At 44.0% G+C, this 20183-nt stretch carries 18 protein-coding genes and 1 pseudogene; 4 read left to right on the forward strand and 15 right to left on the reverse strand.

Annotated elements, in window-relative coordinates; genetic code table 11:
• Positions 1-305: 305 nt before the first annotated feature.
• From CHH60_RS18530 to CHH60_RS18540, 3 genes are all read right to left on the reverse strand, one after another.
• Positions 306-425: a GrpB family protein gene (locus tag CHH60_RS18530; protein WP_255247997.1), complete on the reverse strand. Its 120-nt coding sequence runs from the start codon at positions 423-425 to the stop codon at positions 306-308.
• 208 nt (positions 426-633) lie between these two features.
• A complete protein-coding gene (locus CHH60_RS18535; protein ID WP_255247998.1) occupies positions 634-1404 on the reverse strand; it encodes a glycosyltransferase in 771 nt (256 codons plus the stop codon).
• 102 nt (positions 1405-1506) lie between these two features.
• Positions 1507-2196, reverse strand: a complete 690-nt coding sequence (locus CHH60_RS18540; RefSeq protein WP_095360549.1) for a glycosyltransferase — start codon at positions 2194-2196, stop codon at positions 1507-1509.
• 333 nt (positions 2197-2529) lie between these two features.
• Between CHH60_RS18540 and CHH60_RS29870 the strand changes: the two genes are divergently transcribed.
• A complete protein-coding gene (locus CHH60_RS29870; protein WP_176476120.1) occupies positions 2530-2700 on the forward strand; it encodes a hypothetical protein in 171 nt (56 codons plus the stop codon).
• Positions 2701-2711: 11 nt separating this feature from the next.
• Positions 2712-2891 carry an H-type small acid-soluble spore protein gene (locus tag CHH60_RS18545; RefSeq protein WP_095360550.1) on the forward strand — a complete coding sequence of 60 codons (180 nt, stop codon included), beginning with the start codon at positions 2712-2714 and terminating at the stop codon, positions 2889-2891.
• 820 nt (positions 2892-3711) lie between these two features.
• Here CHH60_RS18545 and CHH60_RS18550 read toward each other — a convergent pair.
• The 8 genes from CHH60_RS18550 to CHH60_RS18585 all read right to left on the reverse strand — a co-directional run bounded on the left by CHH60_RS18550 (position 3712) and on the right by CHH60_RS18585 (position 11911).
• Positions 3712-3882, reverse strand: a complete 171-nt coding sequence (locus CHH60_RS18550; RefSeq protein WP_217989997.1) for a hypothetical protein — start codon at positions 3880-3882, stop codon at positions 3712-3714.
• A gap of 260 nt (positions 3883-4142) precedes the next feature.
• The gene (locus CHH60_RS18555; RefSeq protein WP_095360835.1) at positions 4143-4841 is read right to left on the reverse strand and encodes an ABC transporter permease; all 699 of its coding nucleotides are present in this window, start codon (positions 4839-4841) and stop codon (positions 4143-4145) included.
• Positions 4842-4849: 8 nt separating this feature from the next.
• A complete protein-coding gene (locus CHH60_RS18560; protein WP_095360552.1) occupies positions 4850-5764 on the reverse strand; it encodes an ABC transporter ATP-binding protein in 915 nt (304 codons plus the stop codon).
• A 175-nt stretch (positions 5765-5939) separates the two neighbouring features.
• Positions 5940-6878: a sensor histidine kinase gene (locus CHH60_RS18565; RefSeq protein ID WP_095360553.1), complete on the reverse strand. Its 939-nt coding sequence runs from the start codon at positions 6876-6878 to the stop codon at positions 5940-5942.
• 3 nt (positions 6879-6881) lie between these two features.
• Entirely contained in the window at positions 6882-7580 is a 699-nt protein-coding gene (locus CHH60_RS18570) for a response regulator transcription factor (protein ID WP_095360554.1), read from the reverse strand.
• Positions 7581-7881: 301 nt separating this feature from the next.
• Positions 7882-8979, reverse strand: coding sequence for a GerAB/ArcD/ProY family transporter (locus tag CHH60_RS18575; protein ID WP_095360555.1), 1098 nt, complete (start codon positions 8977-8979; stop codon positions 7882-7884).
• A gap of 29 nt (positions 8980-9008) precedes the next feature.
• Positions 9009-10211, reverse strand: coding sequence for a Ger(x)C family spore germination protein (locus CHH60_RS18580; RefSeq protein WP_255247999.1), 1203 nt, complete (start codon positions 10209-10211; stop codon positions 9009-9011).
• 35 nt (positions 10212-10246) lie between these two features.
• A complete protein-coding gene (locus CHH60_RS18585) occupies positions 10247-11911 on the reverse strand; it encodes a spore germination protein (protein WP_255248000.1) in 1665 nt (554 codons plus the stop codon).
• A 342-nt stretch (positions 11912-12253) separates the two neighbouring features.
• Between CHH60_RS18585 and CHH60_RS29875 the strand changes: the two are divergent.
• Positions 12254-12400, forward strand: a pseudogene (locus CHH60_RS29875) (WGxxGxxG family protein); the annotation flags it as partial.
• Positions 12401-12713: 313 nt separating this feature from the next.
• Here CHH60_RS29875 and CHH60_RS30315 read toward each other — a convergent pair.
• The 3 genes from CHH60_RS30315 to CHH60_RS18600 form a co-directional block, all read right to left on the reverse strand.
• Positions 12714-12824, reverse strand: a complete 111-nt coding sequence (locus CHH60_RS30315; protein WP_255248014.1) for a DUF3888 domain-containing protein — start codon at positions 12822-12824, stop codon at positions 12714-12716.
• A gap of 228 nt (positions 12825-13052) precedes the next feature.
• Positions 13053-14693: an SNF2-related protein gene (locus CHH60_RS18595; protein ID WP_095360559.1), complete on the reverse strand. Its 1641-nt coding sequence runs from the start codon at positions 14691-14693 to the stop codon at positions 13053-13055.
• 61 nt (positions 14694-14754) lie between these two features.
• Positions 14755-15243, reverse strand: a complete 489-nt coding sequence (locus CHH60_RS18600; RefSeq protein ID WP_095360560.1) for a DUF6022 family protein — start codon at positions 15241-15243, stop codon at positions 14755-14757.
• Positions 15244-15397: 154 nt separating this feature from the next.
• Here CHH60_RS18600 and CHH60_RS18605 point away from each other — a divergent pair, with 154 nt between their 5' ends.
• Entirely contained in the window at positions 15398-16093 is a 696-nt protein-coding gene (locus CHH60_RS18605; RefSeq protein WP_095360561.1) for a MerR family transcriptional regulator, read from the forward strand.
• Positions 16094-16309: 216 nt separating this feature from the next.
• Here the strand turns inward: CHH60_RS18605 and CHH60_RS18610 are convergent, their stop codons facing one another.
• Positions 16310-20140 carry a GH32 C-terminal domain-containing protein gene (locus CHH60_RS18610; RefSeq protein ID WP_369680196.1) on the reverse strand — a complete coding sequence of 1277 codons (3831 nt, stop codon included), beginning with the start codon at positions 20138-20140 and terminating at the stop codon, positions 16310-16312.
• Between the last annotated feature and the right edge of the window lie 43 nt (positions 20141-20183).

Genomic DNA, 20183 nt, shown 5'->3' on the forward strand with positions numbered 1-20183 from the left:
AATGAAGCAGATGAATCAAAATAAATTCGTTTGAGAAATTCATTAGTGAAAGTTAGATAACCTTCTCTTGATACAGCACAAAGAAGGCCGTTATATATTAACGACCTTCTTTGTGCATAGCAAAAATAAACTTAAATCACACGAGCGTATTTCCACTCGTTATTGCATCTCTTCACTGCCTCTTCAATCAAGGTAGGATGCTAGCACTCCTATTGTCGGTCCGCTAGTTGAAAACACGGATAATCACTTTGATGACTTCTCTTCTTTCTTGAGCTAACGTTTCCTGTTAGCTCAATGACAAACTTTTAAACTCTGTGGGTCTTTGGAATTTGCACTTGTATATCAAGGTCACCCTTTGTTAAAGTGCCTGGAAGTGCGGTGCTGCCTACATGCTGGATATGCTCAGTCAAAAGTCTATTACCCACAATCAACAACCCTATTAAAATAAGTTAGATTCCCTTTTTATAATATATGATTAATGTAATTATAGTATGACTTTGTCCCCATTAGCTTAATGTAACAGGGATCATAAATAGACAGTGACATAATGTTCTTCTCCTTTTCAGCAATGGAGCCAAGCTCTTGGCAAAAGCTACAACAACCGAACAGTCAAGGAAAATATGGAGCGCAGAGTTAGAAAAAGCGGTTCAGGATCTGTTCGATCTCATTTGGCTCTGTGATCTCAGGGCCGAAAGCAGCTTTAGGTTGTTTATTGTTATTCCAAGGCTCCAACGTACAAGCATCATGAACATTTGCTATTTTCCAGGTCAGTGCATTGGCAAAAGTTGTACCTGTGTTCTGTCCATGAATATGATTAATCCAAATTGGTTCGTTGATATGAATGAATTCCCTGGGAACCTTAAATGCATCGCGCCAGGAATATCGGGCCGCTTGTCCTCTCAGATACTCATCCACTTTGATAATAGTTACACCATAGCTGGGAAGCCAGAAAAAAAATTTTCCCAGCCGCTTTTGTACCGAGTCGTAGATGTAACCGTATTGCGGTATTAAGGCAACCGTATCTTTGTGAGCTTTATAGGCGTGCAGCTTTTTGATAAAATCTTGGTGATACATATCGTCACTGGACAGATACACGCGGTACAAATACTTGAACTTTTCAATATCTCGGTTGATATGAGACTGGTAATCTCTAGGTGTTACGAAACAGATATTGGAAGGCAGGGAAGGATACTTTTTTAGTATCTCATTTATAAGCTTCTCTGACTTCGGATCATATAGCACATAGCAGGTAAAATCCTGAGAAGATTGAAGGAGTAGGCTTTTGAGTGCATATTTCATAAATATATCTATTCTGTATTCTATCCATCGCATGGTCAGTCGATCCGCTGTCGCTCCCCAGTTATTAAAGAGCATTTCTACAATGAGTTTTTTTTCCTTAGACACGCGCTTAGCCCTCCTTTGATGTTCAGGAATGATCTAGAATGGTCTAGGATGTGGAGAGCGGATATTTCCGCTCACTTTGAATTCAATCAAACACACATTTGGTCAGATCATGAATTCCCGTAAAACCTGTTCAATCTCGCTTCCATTCAGCCGATCTTTAAGTGGAACCTTTTTTACCGAGGTATTACTAGAATGAACGACATTGATATAATTGCGTGGAGCCAGCAACTCATGTGGCAGATCGATGACATTCCCATGGGTGCCTCTGCCCGGTAACTTGACGCGGTATCCTGAGGCGTATTGCTCCGTTTTATACAGATACACATAGAACTGCGGTGAACGATGGAACGTCGGTGCCATCTCATTATTGACGCTGTCCCACAGATACCCGTTCTGGTTGATTAGTGCCATCGTCTCTGGCTTTGGCTGCACGCTATAAAGCTGCTGGACAAACGTTCTGTGGTACAGGTCATCCGAATCCAGTCTGGCAATATAGATATCTTCATATCCTTCAGCAAAGGAGAGTATGGCGCGAACACTCTCGATATGCGTACCGAAACGGATATTGGCCGGTAATGGTTCCTGCTCTGCCAAAATTTCCTGCATCAACTCTCCTGATTCCTTCGAGAGCTTTACTACGGTCAGGAAATCCTGATTCGTCTGTGCCTTGAGACAGTTCAGCGTATATCTGCGAAAAATGTCCATTCTCCGCTCCAACCATTCCCTCGTCAGACGCTGCGGGTCAAAACCGTAGTTGTTGAAGTTAATCTCAATCACGACTTTTCTAGTCATATTTCCGCCTCCTCTTAAAATCTTGCAACCCTTCCTGTCTAAATGAACTTACTGTCTTCATCCAATTCTGCCACTCTATAAGTTATGAAAAACTAAACAAGACGTAACGGACACTTGAACCGATCTTGATGAAGTATGGCGTAAATACCCCTGCACCTACTTTCCAATCGGCTCTCTCTTTCTGTACATGTTAGGAAGATTCTCATATCCAATGTAACACCGTGGTATTTAAATCACAGTACATGAAAAACTTTTGCATAAGCTCCTACCGTTTGGTGCAATGTAGTGATACAGAGATTATAAAGATCTTATTACAACCATGGAGGGATCGTTTTGGCTAAGAGCAAACAGCAACAAGAGGCGCATGGAATCGGACAAATCGAACAGCAGCTGAATCATCAGATGGAGGCGGCTGCAGAAATTCAAGGACAATCGAAACTCGACCAAGAAATTAAAAAAGCCACGCACCGTCATCTTGATCAATCGAAAAAGCTTTCAGAGTAAGGAGAATTCTCATGAACAAACAAAGAGCGATTGAAATTTCGGAATCGGTCATTATGAAAAATGTAACTTACCAGGATGCCCCTATCGTAATCCAGCATGTGAATGAGGATGAAACGGCTCGAATCTATCCGATCGGAAACTCGGAGCAGGAAATGACCGTTCCTTTGTCCAGTCTGACTGAGTATCCTTAGAATGCGACGGATTAGTAACGCTATCACCTTTCAACACCCCCTTAAAACTTATTGGTGTACAATAAAACCGGAGCGTTTAAGCTCCGGTTTACAAAACATCAGATAAATTTATTTCATAAATAAAATGAATGTGAAGGCATCGATTTTTATATTGTGCTATTCATAGTCTATTATAAGAAGAACATACTTCTTCTTCGCGTTTAACTTTGTAGGAACCTACACTGAAAGAGAAAAGGACGCCACATGATTGCTTGCCGATTTTGTCTTCCGATGTGCCAGAACCACCCAGCTAATTGCGTATCTTAAACTGCGTGACAGCATACAGCGTGTTCGGCCCGAATTTCTCTTCAGCAACAAGCGCTTTTCCCTCATCCCCTGTGTAGCCTAATTCGCTTTCTCACTCCATTACTGTTCATCTGTCGGTACTGACAGCCATTTATATTTAGTATGACTGGTCTTTATCGAACTGTGGAGGATAAAAATCTGTCATCCCTTAAACGATCTCCCTATCGACTTGATGTTTAGGGAAAATGATTCGCTTCCCTATGGCTGCTAGGCATCATGATGATGTCACAGCATTTTCGCAAAAACTTCTGGATAGGTCTTTCTTTGCTATGCGGTGGCATGGATTTTTTTACTTTTCCATCCATTTAACGATCGTTCCTTATCTGCTTTGCAAGAATTTGCTGACCCCACTCTTAAGCAGCCTTCTTTATACAGCCAGCATTGCGGCCATAACCGTTTTACTTGTTTGCTTATGTTTTTTGCATAAGCGGGATATGGTTCGGTGTTATCCGCAAGAGAAAAAACGCAGTTCTCATTAGTATTGCTCTAACCATACCCGCAGCTTGTCTGCTCGGCCCACCATCTGCTGAACGGACTTCTGTACAGCTTTGTAATCAGCCGCTTTCGCTGGTGGGACGGCTTCTACTTTATTCTGGGCTGCTGCCTTATTTCGCCTCCTACCTATTAGAAAAGGACCCTGAAGCAAGACGGTCAAAGCGGCGAGCAGCCTTCTTGTTCTCAGCAGCTATCCTTTGGGCTTTCTCAACGGACTTCCTTGGCTTTAAAATACTTCGTTTGGAACAATGGAATTTCAACTGGAAAGTAATAACGCGTGGAAGAACAATGTGTTCGTTGTACTTGGTCTAGTCTTGGGCATATTATATTTCACGCTTAGATACGGGTTATTTCAATGAACCCGTGTGTTACAAATGAATATTCACTCCCCTGTCACTAGACATTCTTTCGTTACATATCCCCCAGTTTATTTACGAACTTTACGGATAAAATGACGCTTAACACACCCAATATACTGAAAATGATATATAGAAAGTCCGGACTCAAAGTGATTCGCAGCAGGCCGAGAAAATTAGGAAACTGCATCAGGAAGACGGCACAAATGACTGTCGGGATGACTGCCCTCTTCCAAATTCCAAACAAAAATAACGGAATTAAAGAGGCAAGCGCGGCGGCGAAGGAGTGTATAATCATTCGGATCACATAATTCGTCAGGTCAGCTGCCGTTGGCGTCCCTGGAATAACATCCATAACCTGGTTGAGCGCAAAGGTCGCAATACCGCTAACTCCAAAGGATACCAGAGTACCGATAAAAACCGCCAACACAATAAACAGCACCTTGGCCATAACAAGCCTTTTTCGGCTGAATGGGTATCCAAATGAAAGAGCTATCGTCTTATTCTTATATTCTTCAATAAATACGTGATTGATCAGGGAAGCTCCGAACAAAATAAACCCCATCTGAATAGCTATCATCAAGTCCAGCGCCGCAGCATAACTCTCTCCAAAACGAACGATTGGCATATCAGCAAAAACAACCTTGAGAAAAAATATCGGCAAGAACATGAGTATAAGCCAGTACGTTATCGCTTCACCGATCACTTTCTTACGTTCAAGCTTCTTCCATTCCAGCTCGATTAATTTCAGCATATCCGGTATCATTCCTTTCCCTGAATTTGATGATAGAAATAGTCTTCCAGTGTACTGTTAACTTTTTGGATTTCTTCAATTTCAATCTCATGCGCAATCAGCAGCTTTGTAATTTGACTGGTCGATACGTCCGGATCATAAACTCGAATTCGTTGATCTTGTACAATTTTGATATTGGATATTCGAAGCTCATCCTCAAGTATAAAGGCGCATTTCTGCACATTAGAGGTCAAAAGTTCAATATAGCCGGTACGCTGTCTTCGAATGTCGGATAATGTGACTTCGTCGACCAACTGCCCGCTTTGAATGACGCCGATTCTATCGGCGACCTGCTCAATTTCCCCCAGAATATGGCTGGACAGGATAAACGTAATCCCATATTCCTGGTTCAGCGTTCGGATCAAATCCCTCATGTTTTTAATACCTATCGGGTCCAGTCCGTTCGTGGGTTCATCCAGCACGATTAATTCCGGCTTGGTGATGGCGGCTCTGGCAATGCCAAGACGCTGCTTCATGCCAAGCGAGAAATCCTTCACCTTTTTATCTTCGATCCCTTCCAATTGGACCAGATCCAGAGCTTGACGTATAGCTCTCTTATCGTAATAACCCAAGTATTCGCAATGAATTTGGAGATTCTCCATGGCCGTCATGTGCTCGAAAAATATTGGATATTCAATAATGCTCCCGACCCTCTTGAGGCCCTCTTTCGAGGTTTCAGAAAATTTCTTGCCAAACAGCATAATCGCACCGGATGTCGGAAGAATGAGTCCCGTCAGCATCTTCATGATCGTTGTTTTACCTGCGCCGTTAGGACCCAACAGACCATAAATCTCGCCCTTTCTTACATTTAGATTGACGCGCGATACAATGGACTTCCCTTTTACGGTTTTGCTCAGATCCGTAGTTTGAATAATGAAATTCATGAGGACCACCACCTGTGTTCACAATTTGATTTCATTGTTATTTATCTCTAGCTTAGACCAGAGAATGGACTTATTCCTTTCCCGTTCCTTACATGTTTCTTAAGAATGAATCGAGAGTGCGGGTGAAATAAAAAAGAGACGTTGAAGAAAAGAACAACATCTCTTGGATGAATCGCTAATAGGTTAATTGCTTGAATTTGCAAGTGAAAATGGTCTTTTTGTACGGCTCCGAGCTGCTCAAACTGATCCATCCGTTCATTTCTTCGGTTAGACGCTTGGAAATACTGAGTCCCAGCCCGCTTCCCTGAAATTGTGGATTTCGTGCATCGTCCAGGGTATAAAGTCGTTCGAATACGCGTTCCTGATGAATTTCTGCAATTCCTTTGCCCCGGTCCCACACGTCTACGGCAACGCAGTCCCCTTCTTCACGAACCGTCAATCCGAACACACCCCCGTCGCTTCCATACCGAATGGAATTTGAAATTAGATTGCTCAATATTCGATGCAGCGCATCCTTGTTACCATGAAAATAAAAGGGCAGCTCCGGAATGTCTATCTCAACCCGAAGATCTCTGGAGACCAGCAGGTCGTAAAACTCAAGAACGCTGTTCCGGCAAACTTCGCTCAATGATATTTTGCTAAGCGGAATATCATAATCCTCCGACTCGATTTTGACAAGATCGAAAAATTGGTTAAGCAAAGTGATCAGACTGTTTACTTTATTATTCAACCGTTGAATAACTTGCTCTTCTTCTTGAGCGGTTAACACATTCTTATGATTCAGTTTCTCCGTGTAGCCGAGAATGACCGTTAGCGGCGTCTTTAAATCATGAGACATGTTCGAGATCATTTTCTTTTGGCTGTCCTTCGTTCTGGCATAATCCGCAAATACCTTCTGTTTGTTATCCAGCAGACGGTTAATCTGAGTGAGCAACTGCCTAATGGCACGGTCGCTTGTGGGCACTAACACTTTCTCGGCCGTTTCCTGGTCCAAAATATCGGATATTTTATTCGTAATCTCCAGGATGCTTAGATTTCGCTTCTTTTCTCTATGAAATAGCCCTCCGATAATTACAACCAACACGGCAATAATGACGGATAGAAGAAGGACCATGTATTAATCCCCCATTCTATATCCGATTCCCCAAATCGTCCGAATGTATTGTGGGGCTGACGGGTCTTCTTCGATTTTCTCCCGGAGTCTCCGGATATGTACATTAATTACGTTCTCATTCCCGTAATAATCTTCTTCCCAAATAAGTTGATAGATTTGCTCCTTGGTGAACACCCTCCTTTGATGGGTTAGAAACAGTTTCAGGATATGGAATTCCTTGGCGGTGAGCGGTATGCGTTTTCCTTTTACTTTTACGGAGAACGAATGCAATTCCAGAATGAGATCCTTAAACGTAATAACGGGAGGCTCAGCAGATTTGCTTTCCGTTTCCGCGTATAACGTTGCCCTCCGAATGGCCGCCTGAACCCTGGCTGTCAATTCGATCATGGAGAAAGGCTTGCTTATATAATCATCAGCGCCAAACCCAAGGCCCATGGCCTTGTCTAGGTCGCTGCCTTTCGCAGAAATAATCAAGACAGGAACTTTGCTGGTCTCTCGGAAATGTTTGAGCAACTCCATGCCGTTGACCTTGGGGAGCATCAAATCGAGCAAGATCAGATCGAATTTCTCTTTTTGAAAAAGTGCGAGTGCTTCCTCACCGTCGCGTGTCGATGCAACGCTATAGTGATCCTGTTTTAGCTGGCTTTCAATCAACTGATTGATATCGTAGTCGTCCTCAACGAGCAGAATGCGTTTTTCCATATCCTAAGACCTCCTGAGCATGCTCTGATTCATTTCACGGTTCAATTACATCCCAAAACCAATAGCCTGCTTTCGATTTTAGCACAAATTGGAATATTCTAGTGATCAATGTGGATTATGAAATTACAGAAAAAACCTCCCTCGTCATACGGGTAAATGGCTTGATCAGGAAACAAATAAATCCGCGGATTCCGCGGATTTTTAATGCCATGTATGTAATCGAATTTGCCATTGTACCATAATACTGGCCAATTTCTGCATCCAGATGTTTGCGTGTCTTTGTTTAACTTACCACCTCCTGCTAACTATGCTTCTTTCTTATCTTCTTTCGGATCAATATCGTTAAGAAAAGGAGCGCAGGAAGAGCAATTTGAAAAACAGGCCAGATTTTAACTAAAGCTAGATGAAGGCCGAGCCATAAGAATTCGGTTAACCTTGGTGAGAGAAACGTTAAACCATAAATAATTAGGCTTAGCAAGAGTAACGCGGGCTTATATCTAAAAGGGGTTATCGTTTGTAACCCAATGACGGCTCCAAACATAAAACCCGCTGTTTTAACCCCGATTCCAATAAATAGAATCATTGTAAACAAGACATCTGCTCGCTCAATAATTTTCGGAACCTCAATAAGTTGAGTAACTTCAAACAATGGATATGTGCTTGAAGCTGCGAACTCTGGGCCAAGAACAAGCACCGATAACTCATTCATTATGATCAGGAAGACAGCAGTGATCCCGTAGGCAATCATTATAGACCGCTTTAGCTTACTTTTATCTTTAATAAGCTTAAACAGCACGAGGAATAGTACTGTCTGACCGAACGGGAATGATATAATTTCAGGAATGGCCGCTTCCACAACGGGAGCTATGCCGTTCTCTAATACAGGGAATAAAAAATCCAGGTGAATCAGCCCCGTAAAAGGAACCAATACCAAGATAGCACCGTAGCCAAGGATCATCAAAAGCAGAAATATATGGCATAAAAGAAACCAGACCCTAGGCCCAAAGCGCACGACATCAGCGCAGACACCTAACGCTATTAATGTAACAACTGCCGTAGGAGTTTGATTCAGCAATGTCAATGTACCAAGTTCGCCTATATCTCTGATACTTCTGGAGGCTTCATAAGTAAAGTAACCGATGAACAGCAGACCACCCAGGCTGCCAATCCACTTCCCCCAATAATACCGGAGGAGTTCGTATAAATCCCGCTGTGGGTCAAGTTTGTGAATGAACAGGTACATCATAAGCAATACGAAGCCACCGAGCGACCCGATCATCATAGCGAGCCAGGCGTCCTGCTTGGCTGTAGCACCCAATAGAAATAAAGTTGTACTGCCGACTTGAAACAGGGAAAAGGCGATCACCAACCCGGATACCCGGGTAACAGTTTTGCTCATTCATTATAAACCCTTTCATTAAATATGGATTAGGTTTTACTACCAATATGTCTTTGTTGGAGTCCCGGACGCCGAATCCGTGCATCAACTTGAATATCCAGTTCCATCTTTTTAAACTCCTGGTCCCAATCTTTCTTCACTGTCCTCCAGTCCCTAGGGAATTTACGATGAATCTGATCAGCAAATCCAGCTGCATCCACACCAAGTTCCTGAAGTCTACTCCACCCTTCCTTTATCACTCTGGTTACTTCTTTGGATATCTCACCTTCCATATCTCTTATGGTCTGCGTTTGGGAAATATCTTTCGTGCATGTGGTATCAATTAAAGTTCCATTAACTTTGACTTTTACTTGCATAGTGTAATGATAACCGCTCTTTCCGGGCCGAAGCTTTACATCCGCTGAATTAACTCTTAAAGAAGAATACAATTCCCTGCCGGACTGTTCGCTACATGGAAAAGAAATTTCGGTATTTTTAATCTTTTGAGAAAGGTAGGATACCCCCAGCCCCTGTTCCTCATTAAGAAAACCCTTAAGCTTTCCGTTTTGAAAAACGGCTAATTTAGTTAACCTAAGCTTTAGCGGAGTTGAAGTTTTTTTGAGCACATCCAAACCCTCTGCTTCCTTTTCATTCTCTTGGTTCTTTTCCCCCACCAAGCTAGCAACCGGTATGCCAATGGACCTAGAATCGGAGTTCATGCTTAATACAAAGTCATAGACCCTGACCTTAGGGTAAACGGATAGAATATCACTCTCATTGTCAATCAAATCATGCATAGCAGCCCCTTGAAGCTTCTCAGGAGGCATTATTTTTTTTAATAAATCTGAAGCAAGACCGTCGGTTGTAACCATAGTTACCAATTCTCTAGCTTCCGTATTGCGTAGATAGAAATCGACTAGATGTTCTAATCCCTTCTCTGCAGCTTTTTTTCCAATATATATAACACGGTTATGTGCTATGTAAATTCGTCTTGACGACTCCATCGTGCTGTACGACCAAGCCTGGTTAAACGTTTTTGCCTTGACAGAGAATACATAGGATGCCGGCTGGGAAGACCCACCTGATCCTCCTCCGGTGCCACTGGCAATAGCTGAGGGAACAATAATCTGATAAGATACGATCCATTGACCGTCATCCGACGTGTCAACTCCCGTAGCCGCGGTTACCCATAACTCGTTAAGTTCGGCTCGGTTCCAGCAACCTGTCAGACCAAATAACACGACGACGATCATGATATACCTGATTGAACGAACCATATGATTCCTCCTTACGCCATAGGATCTCGGTCATGTTCGCCTGCCTGTTCAGCAAATGATTCCTGTCCTGTTGATTGCCTCATAAGATTGGAATCACCAATCATTACTGGTCGCTTCTTCATCTTCCACCAAGGTACACGCACTAACAAATCTTTCATATTACTTTTATTAAAGGGTGCAAGCGGCATCATATAAGGTACGCCGAACGAGTCCAGAGATACTAACCGAACGAGTATGGGAATCAATCCAGCCAGTACGCCATATAAACCAAAAGTACCCGCCAGCAGCATGAGTGCAAAGCGAAGCAAACGAATAGCACCAGCCATATTAATAGAAGGAAGCACAAAGTTACAGATGGCTGTGAAGGAAACCACGATTACCATAGCAGCAGAAACTAATCCCGCCTGAACCGCAGCTTGTCCCAGAACCAAAGCCCCAACGATGGAGATGGCCGGCCCGATTGCTCGGGGCATCCTAATTCCCGCTTCGCGGATAACCTCGAAGGTTAGTTCCATGATTATTGCCTCAAGTAGTGCTGGCAATGGTGTATTTTCCCTCTGTGCAGCTAAGGTAATCAGAAGTGTGGTTGGTAACATTTCCTGGTGAAATGTCGTTGTAGCAATAAAAAACGACGGCAGCAGCAATGCAAGGAAAAATGATGCCGTACGGATAAATCGAAGAAATGTTGCCAAGTCATAACGCTGGTAGTAGTCTTCACTAGATGCAATAAACCGAAAAAAAGTTACGGGCGCAACCAAGACGAATGGGGTTCCATCAACGAATATTGCGATTAGTCCTTCAAGTAAGCTGCCTGCAACGGCATCCGGCCGCTCCGTATTAAAAATGGTGGGAAATCTAGACCAAACACCATCCTGAATATACTCCTCAATGTATCCACTTTCCAAAATACTATCGGTTTTAATAGAATCCAAGCGTTTGGAAATTTCCCTCACTACATTCGGATCAGCAATTCCCTTAATATAGGCCACCGATACCTTTGTCTGGGTATATTCTCCTATACTCCTAGAGTCAATGCTAAGATCAGTTGATTTGATCCTTCTCCTGAGGAGTGCTATGTTGGTGGAAATATCCTCAGTGAATCCCTCTTTAGGCCCCCTAACTACCGTCTGTGAAGTTGGCTCTTCGACAGCCCTCTTAGCCCCGCCGCTAATGGAGGCGGCGAAGGCCTTTGAGTTACCTTCGACGATAAGTGCAACCTGACCATTAAGAATTGCATTAATTAATTCTTCTTCGTTCTCAAGGCAGGTTATACTTCCAATAGGAGCGTAATCCACCAACCAAGTTTCGGCACTCTGGATGGATCCACTTCGAACGTCTTCCGTGAGATCTTCCAAAAGCTTCGTTAAAAGCTGCTGATCAATCAAGCCATCAATATAACTTGCAGCTAGAGCTGTATTTCCCTGTTCGGTATTCCAACTACGGACAATGAAATCCGTACTATGTCCCATTCTCTGTTTCAATATGGTCAGGTTATTTTCGAGCGAACAACTCAATAGCCTAGATGATGAGTCAGGCGTATTTTTGCTATTGCCTTGTTCAGAAGCGTGAACATTCTTATTGGTTCTTGATTCCTGCTTAAACAGCCAATTTATAACCTTTTGAATCACAAAACACATTCCCCTCTGAGTAGCGCTCAATTGGTAATATGCTTCCATATGTTTGTATTTATACACCTTGGCATACCTTGAGCAAAATTCAGTTTTTGTTATGTGCTTCTACTACGTTCTGTTATGTAGATGAAAATGCTCCCCTCACGAAAACAGCTATGTTATTTCACCTGTCAGCCGATCGGGGAGCATATCACTGATTGTTTATTATTTTATTTACAAGTTATATACTTAACCCTTACAACGATAAATAATGGCCTAGAGATTATTAAAATTTTTTACTAAAATCCAAAAAATAGAAAATCGGTTCATTTTGCTTAACCTTGGTTAGTTAATAGTCAGCAACATAAGAAAAACTAGAGTGTAAGTACCGGTAACGCGGCGAGTACGACTCAGACACAAAGCACAGACAACGATGACGAAGATGGAGATCATGGTAATTGGGGTCTGCTAGGTCTACTCGGATTAGCTGGCTTGGCGGGCTTAAAGAGACGCGAACGGGATGTTCATGTAACCCGGACAACAGATAAACGATAATTCAGACCGAAGGGGCTGACATAGTCAGCTCCTTTTTAATAGATAAGGTGAATTCGTTTTAGACTCGCCACTACTATTTAAATGGAAATAGTTCTTAGACATGCACTAGCATTGTCCTGACTACCATTTTCTTATTGTACTAATGTTTCCCGTTAGTTAAATGTTCTGTACTTCCACCTATGATACGGATCACCGTAATGAATCAAAAACATAAAGTATCTTTTGATCACAAGATATACATATCAATATAAACAAAATCCTACTCCATGTGGGATTTTGAATAGAACTTCTCTTTTGTGGAACTATCGTTCCGCTAAATCATGGGAAAGGTAAACGTAGGCGATACAGTTAATTTATTTTTGTAGTAGTGGTTAATTTGTTCCTGTATTTTTGGAGCTAACAAAGTAAGTACAAGCCGTTTCATTGGTTCAGCGTTTGGCTTTGCACAAACGGACTGAACTGTCACCAATATAATGATGACTGTTAGCAACGATCCGATTAATTTTTTCAATTTTGATACCCTCTTCCCCTGATTCTTAAGGGTAGTTTTTACTAAATGAAGTTAATTTATTATTCTATCCTGCCCATTAGTTGAACAAAATAACGTTTAACTACTGCACTAACCTGCCCCTTACGAAAGTTCACAATTCCTTTATAGGACCTGATTGATAAGCAATTGAGTCTTGTTAAGATTCTGAATCGGCTTTGTAATCGATAAGTCGTGAGGGTCGATTATCTTGTCCGATTGTGATTGCTTGACGCCTAATACGTTTAGCATGACGGGATCAGAACCTTCCTCTGAATTTAAGTAGACTACTGTGATTTTCTCCTTTTGTCCTTCCCTGTTTAATCGACCAATGATTTGCTCGTGTACCTTAGGCGACCAATCCAACTCTCCGAACAATATAGTTGAACAGCGGTACTGCAAACCGTCCAACCCTGCACCACTACGCAACGATAATATGAATACATTCGTTTCCCCTTGAACAAACCGCCTGACGGATTCAGCCTTCTGTATATCCGACTCACTGCCTGTATACATAGCTGGACAATGGTTTGTCAATTCCTTAAGCCATATTTCATAAACATCCCGATGCCATCCGACAAGAAGCAGGGGGACACCTGCCTCTAACAAACGCTTGGCATATTGGGCAATACCCGCTGCTTTAGCCACACCCGTTGTCTGTCTCATCAAAAGCTCCAGTTCACGTACTGCTGAACCACGTTCCAGATATGCCCCTTGGGAAGCTCTTAAGGCAAGTTGTTTTGCTTGAGCTTTTATCGTTTTTAACTTAAGTAGATCGGGCTCTACCACTTTAACGATCTGGTTGATCGGGGGCAATTGTTGGCCAACCTCGCTTTTCGTCCGCCGGAGCATGACATTCTGCTCACGTAGGAAACTGCCTAGCACAACCGGGTCATGTACTTTCCGATCACTATGGCACCATTCCCGAATAAACTCTGAATAGGTTCCCAATAGGTCGGGGTCGAGAAATTGTAATACATTCCAGATCTCGGTACCGTAGTTGTAAATCGGTGTTGCCGAAAGACCCAACCGAAATTCTGCGCCATCGGACAACATTTTCGCGGCCTCGCCTTTATGACTTGTGAGACCGGTTCGAAGTTCTTGAATTTCGTCATAAATGACACATTGGAAGTGGCCATCTGCAAAGAAGTCCTTCCAACCGGCAAGCTGGCTATATTTGAACAAATACACATCTGCATCGGGGAGCAAATACGGTCGTGTTCTTTCGATTCTATGAACAATAAGTTCGGTGAAGGATTCGATCTTCTCTTTCCATTGGTTTTGAAGATGGGCCTGAACGACAACAGCAGCAGGATGGGTGTCCGGTTCCAGCAACATGCCAGCCGCTGTGTACGTTTTTCCAAGACCCAGATCATCACCGAGTAGTAGAGAACGGCGTTCTAAACACAGATCGATTGCCTGCGATTGATAATGGCGAATCTTCTGTCCAGGTCTCAATCCCGGACGCAGGATGGGATCATAGTCAGGAGTGAGTATCTGTTCCAGATACGCTTTTGTCTCAAAGAACTTATCGTGCCCACGGAAAAGTTTAGCTCTGTCTTCCGAACTTATCTCCATCGGATATCGCTGAATAAACCAGGCAAGATCCACACAATTATTCGATCTGTTTGAAAACCAAAAAGTGCCCATTTGTTTCAATGCTACGCGTGGAAATAGCTGCTTCAAGCGAAGGGAGACATGTGGATGGACTCCACTTAATTTCCACCTACCGCTCACCAGTTCGATTTTTCCGTACATCGTTCCCATTTACCCACCTTCCAAACGATCATTATATGCCGATATTGGTTTCTTTCCTGATCCCCTCTATCTATCCCTTGATGAGTCGGATTCCTTGCACGATCTGTTCCCTCTCAAATTCCCTCAACGAAAAGAGTACAGGTGCTGTAGGAATCTCAAACTTCAGATGAGAATGAGGAATTTCCGTTAATAAGGTCCCCATAGGTTGTTGACTTTCTTTACTACATACAACATTCCAAAATAACCTGGACCTCTTTTCCTCTGATCCCCACTTTTCAAGCGAATTTCTAAATAGTAGACATTTTCCGATAACAAAATCATGGTCCTCAAGGGGTTCCATTACTTCAAAGCCGGCCTCCTCAAGGCTATCAAAAATCACAGGCATCAGCTGGTCTAAATACAGGCCATAGGCAGCATCCTCGATCTCACGAAAAGCGACCATGAGTTGATCGTGTAACGAGTCGTACAAAGGCTTCCATGCCGATTCAATATACTGATTGCCCACCTGGGCAATCTCTTCGATTGTCATGTCGCAACGGAATACTGGATGAAGTGTCATTCTTATTCCTCCTTGATTTGAGTTTGACTTCATCATACAACATACAAGCCAATTGGAATGTTTTCTTCGAAATGGACAAATAAAATCAACAAAAATACAAATAAACGTTACAATAGGTTTAATGTCTTCTTCCTGAAAGGCGGGATTCACAAGAATGGGACCAAAAAAACTGGCGAATAAATTTATGATAAGCGCTAACACTTTGAGAAACTACGAAGCGAAGGAGCTAATCCCTCCTGCTGAGCGTTCTGCCAATGGATATCGTATGTATACGGAACGGCATGAGATCTATCTGGCCTGTATTCAAGCCATGGCGCCTGCTTTCGGAATGGAAGTAACAACCGTGGTGCTGCATGCTCTCCAAAGAAATGAGTTGGAAGAAGCATTGTGGGTCGTTAGGGAAAGGGAGGTCAAACTGTATGAGGAAAAAGCGAGTTTAGATCAACTGGTAGAGGAGTTGAATTCATATGCTGACGGAAGCCAAGCTTACGACTTCAATCAGCGTTTCCGCATCCACGAGGTCTCTAGACGGACAGGGGTCCCTAAATCAGCGATACGTTACTGGGAGAAAAGCGGCCTGTTCACTACTGAACGTGACACTGATAACGAATACCGTCTGTATAATGAATCGCACCTGCTTAAGATTAAAATGATCCAGATATTGCAAAGTTCTGTTTATTCCGAGGAGACCGTAAAATTAAAACAATCAATTGCACGTTTAGAAATCCAAAACCTCGAGCAGGGAATTAAGGTTGCAGAGAGGATCCGAAATCACCTGAACAATACAATTAAACATCAGATGATAGGTCTTTACTACTTGCATCAATTGATCCGATCACTAGATATTTAAGAAAAATGGGCGATCGTTCGCGGACGATGCGAGTCAGCTCACTGACCTCCAATACCATTGTAGCTACACTACAAATGCCAGACTTTACAGTTAGAGGACTACACTTCACGTGCAGTCCTCTTCCACATGTCTCATTATTCAGATGTTCATGGCGCAGATCAACACCGGATGGAGTCGGATGAGTCTGTTACTTTTAATTTCTCCAGAACACCACGGTTATTGCACTTTGTTTTCCAAAGTCCATTTTTGATACTTATCGTCTGCATGGAAGTCTTCCATCATCAGCTTGGTTCCATCTTCCGATACACGGAGTGCACTCCCATTGTGCACACTTGTAATGCTTACCGTCCCATCATCGTTTTTGGAAATGTTCCAGCGTTGATTGGGGTACCCGAGATACGGATAGAGTTGAATACGATTCTGACCGACATCCCAATCCAATGACACCCCACTGACGGTACGGATGGAGTAAGAACCGGAATCATCACCGGTAGGCACAAGTATCCAAGTATAACTTGATTCTTCACCATCCTTCTCGGTGCCAGCTTTCACAACCTCGCCTGCTTGGGATTGCGTCGCTTGTAGAGCAACAGGAAGTTCCGCACTTCGAATGATCACGGTCTCCAGAGCTGCTTTTTTCATGTCAAATGCATTCACATGCTGGAAAGACGCACTGCCTCCAAACGTATGCACACCGAAGTGTCCCTCGGCAAACGTACCATCTTGAACATCCATGATCCGTTCACCGTCCAGATCCACCTGAATACGAGTTCCCTTCGCCTGAATCTGGATATGGTAAGTCTGATTACCCCGAATGAATTTTGGAATGCGGGCTAGTACCTGCCGATTCTCGAACTTTCCGTCCACTTTATAAAACAGGCGAATCGCCTTCAGGTTGGGATCAACATTCAGATAATAACCACTTCGTCCATCCTCGCTTGCCCGAAACAGAATGGAACCTGCTCCTCCCTCAGCATCCAGTTGCAAGTCAGCCTCATATCGGAAGTCTCCAGCAGTCTCTCGGGCAATATATTGGGAATCACTGCGGTCAGTGCCCTGTATGCCTTCGTCCGTAACATACCACTGGGCAGATGGTCGATCCTTCTGCCAACCGGATAAATTCGTGTGGAATATGCCATCCGTTACCGTTATCGGTATTTTGGCAGAAGCTTTGCCGTTAGCCATGGAAGCCGTCACCCAAGCTTCCCCCTTGCCTACAGCACGAATCGCAGCATGTGTTTTGCCAGAATCAACGATTTTCACCACTTTAGGATTACTCACGGTCCATTTTAGCGGTTGGGCCCCTTTTCCTGGTCCGCCCTCAGTCGAAGCGTAGAGGGTTTCGGTATGACCCACATTCGCTACTCTTCTCTGCGTATCTGCAATAATCTTTGGAGCGGAGGACATGCCTTTTCTCCAGATATTATCCAAGGCATATACATTTATGGAGACCACTTTTACATTCCCGCCCAGGCTGTAGAACGCCATCGACCTTCCAGCCGGATCCGGAAAAATGACATCCGAGAAAACCATTCTGCCCTCATTGCCAAACACTTCAACGGAAGATTCATCGACAAATATTCGCAGCTTAATCCTCCCGTTTTCAGGTTGTAGCGCAGCTTCGTGTACTTTGGTCAATAAGCCCGAGAAACCCACGTCTCCCGATGCGGTGCGATCCACGAACATCGTCTCTTTCTCCGTCTTGTAGCCTACGGTCGTTTGTTGTCCTTCCCTTTGACGCAGGTGAAAACCAAACTCAGTAACGGGACTGTTTGCCGGAATTTCCACTTCTGCTTCAATTTCGTATGCACCCGCAGCCAGACCCTTGAGCACATTCTGCGATTGCGGCCCGACCATTAACTGCTCCGCACTGTACAGGTTTTGCCGGAGTGTCTCAAGTTCGATAACAGGCTTTTGTACCAGACGCACACCCTCATCTGTTGCTCGGAGAGAAACTTCTCTCGGAATAGTCAATTGACCTTTCCAAGGGTTCGTCGGGAAATCAAATGGATAATCCCAATTCGTCATCCACGCAAGCATCACTTTCCGCTGATCCGGCATATTCGCAAATGACATCGACGCATAGAATTCCTTGCCGAAATCCGTCTTCAGCACTTTCCCGGCAGGATGGTCGTTCAGGAATTTCCCCTCCGCCGTCAGCTCGCCAACAAAGTATTCCGCATCCGATCCTTGCGTCTTCGTATTAGCTCCGGTACTGATCATAAGCACCCACTTGCGCTCATCCGTCCCCTCTACTGGCAGCTGAATCAGGTCGGGACACTCCCATACCCCTCCGCGAATGTATTCCCCATATCCGAAGTTATCGGTTAATGTCCAATCAAGCAGATTCGTTGAGGTAAAAAACCGGATATGGTCCCCACCAGAAACCACCATGATCCAGCGGTTGTGCTCTTCATCCCGAACGACCTTCGGATCGCGAAAGTCCCAACTCCCCGGGTCTTCGCCATTTTGGCCTGGGTTCTCGATTACAATCGGATGGTCTTCAGCGTATTGCCAGTTCCGGCCTTGATCCGTACTGTATGCGAGACCGATACGCTGATTGCCACCAGGCTTACCCGGATGGTACGACGTATAGTATGCAATCAGACCTTTGCCACCGGAATCCGAGAACAGGCCGGATGCGTTGTTCAGATCCGCAATCGCTGAACCCGACCATACATGACCGAGATCATTCCATGGCAGCGCAATGGGTAAACGCTTCCATTTTACAAGATCCGTACTGACTGCATGGGCCCATGTCCCTCCGTCCTGATGAAATAAGTGATACTCCCCTTCGTAATAAACCAATCCGTTCGGATCACTTGCGGACCCTCGAATCGGAGAGTAATGATATTGGGGACGATATTTTTCCGTATAATACATCGAATTTTCCGTGATATACGTATCTTGAAAATAGGCCACACCCTGTTCGACTTCAAGTCCGGCATACCCCTCGGCATAACTTGAATCGATGACATCCACAGCCGGTGCTGCATATCCATCCACATACACCTGAATCAGACGACCGGAGGCAACCACTTCGATATGGTGCTTTGCTGCCAGTTGACTTGGGTATGTACGATCCGAATTCGCAAGAATCGTTCCATCCGCCTTTCGCAGCTGTACCCGAACCTCTTCTCCTTCTCTACGAAGAGCCGCTTGGTACCCCGTTGTACCGTCTGTATTCGACCTGAATAGTAGAGCTGCGAAGCTCGTATCGGCCAACGATATATCTCCCTCAAATACAAAATCCCCCGCTGTTTTCTCGTATATGATCCGCGTTTCCTCTTGCGCATTTCCTTTGCCCCGATATCCCTGGATATCCGGCTGCCAATTGCCTTCACTGTAAACGGGGTTACCCAAATTTCCACCCATGGTCCTGATCTTCACATTTTGGAACAAGCCTGATCCATCCCACACATGGAGCCCCAGCATCCCTGATACATACGCACTGTCTTTCACATCAATCACCGGGTCGTACCCGCCATCCCAATACACCTGCAGCCTCTCGCCAACTGCTTTTACTTTCAAATGATAAATGCCGCCAGACTCCACGGTTACCGAGTACTCTTCCAACAACGTACCTGACTTGCCACTGGCATCTTTTAAACGAATCAGACCAGCCTGAGGAACCACTTGCAGCATATAGGAAGACCACCCCGTATCATTGGAACGGAAAACAAGACTGGCATCTGCCTTCATATCCTGGATTAACAGATCCGCTTCATAAATAAAATCTTCGGCCCGCGTGTCCGATAGGACAGTCACATTCTCCTTCTCTTCGGAAATCAAATGAAGTCCTTCATTTGTATCTTCAAAATTACCTTTACCATGCAATGTCCAACCGGACAAATTTGTTGCTGCCCTGGACACGTCCATTTTCATCGGAACCGCCTCCGTATGTTGAGTTTGAGATTCTGGACTCTTGGATGATGCCGTACTCTGCTGCATCGTAATCTTATCCAGATGATAAGCTGTTGAATACGCTTCCACAGAAGTGGAACCAAGGACACAGGATAACAGGACGCAGCTAATGGACCTTAACATGAATCTCAAGAATATCCCTCATTTCTCTGTGTGATATAGAAAA

The sequence above is a fragment of the Paenibacillus sp. 7523-1 genome (assembly GCF_002276415.1).
Taxonomy (GTDB): Bacteria; Bacillota; Bacilli; order Paenibacillales; family Paenibacillaceae; genus Paenibacillus; species Paenibacillus illinoisensis_A.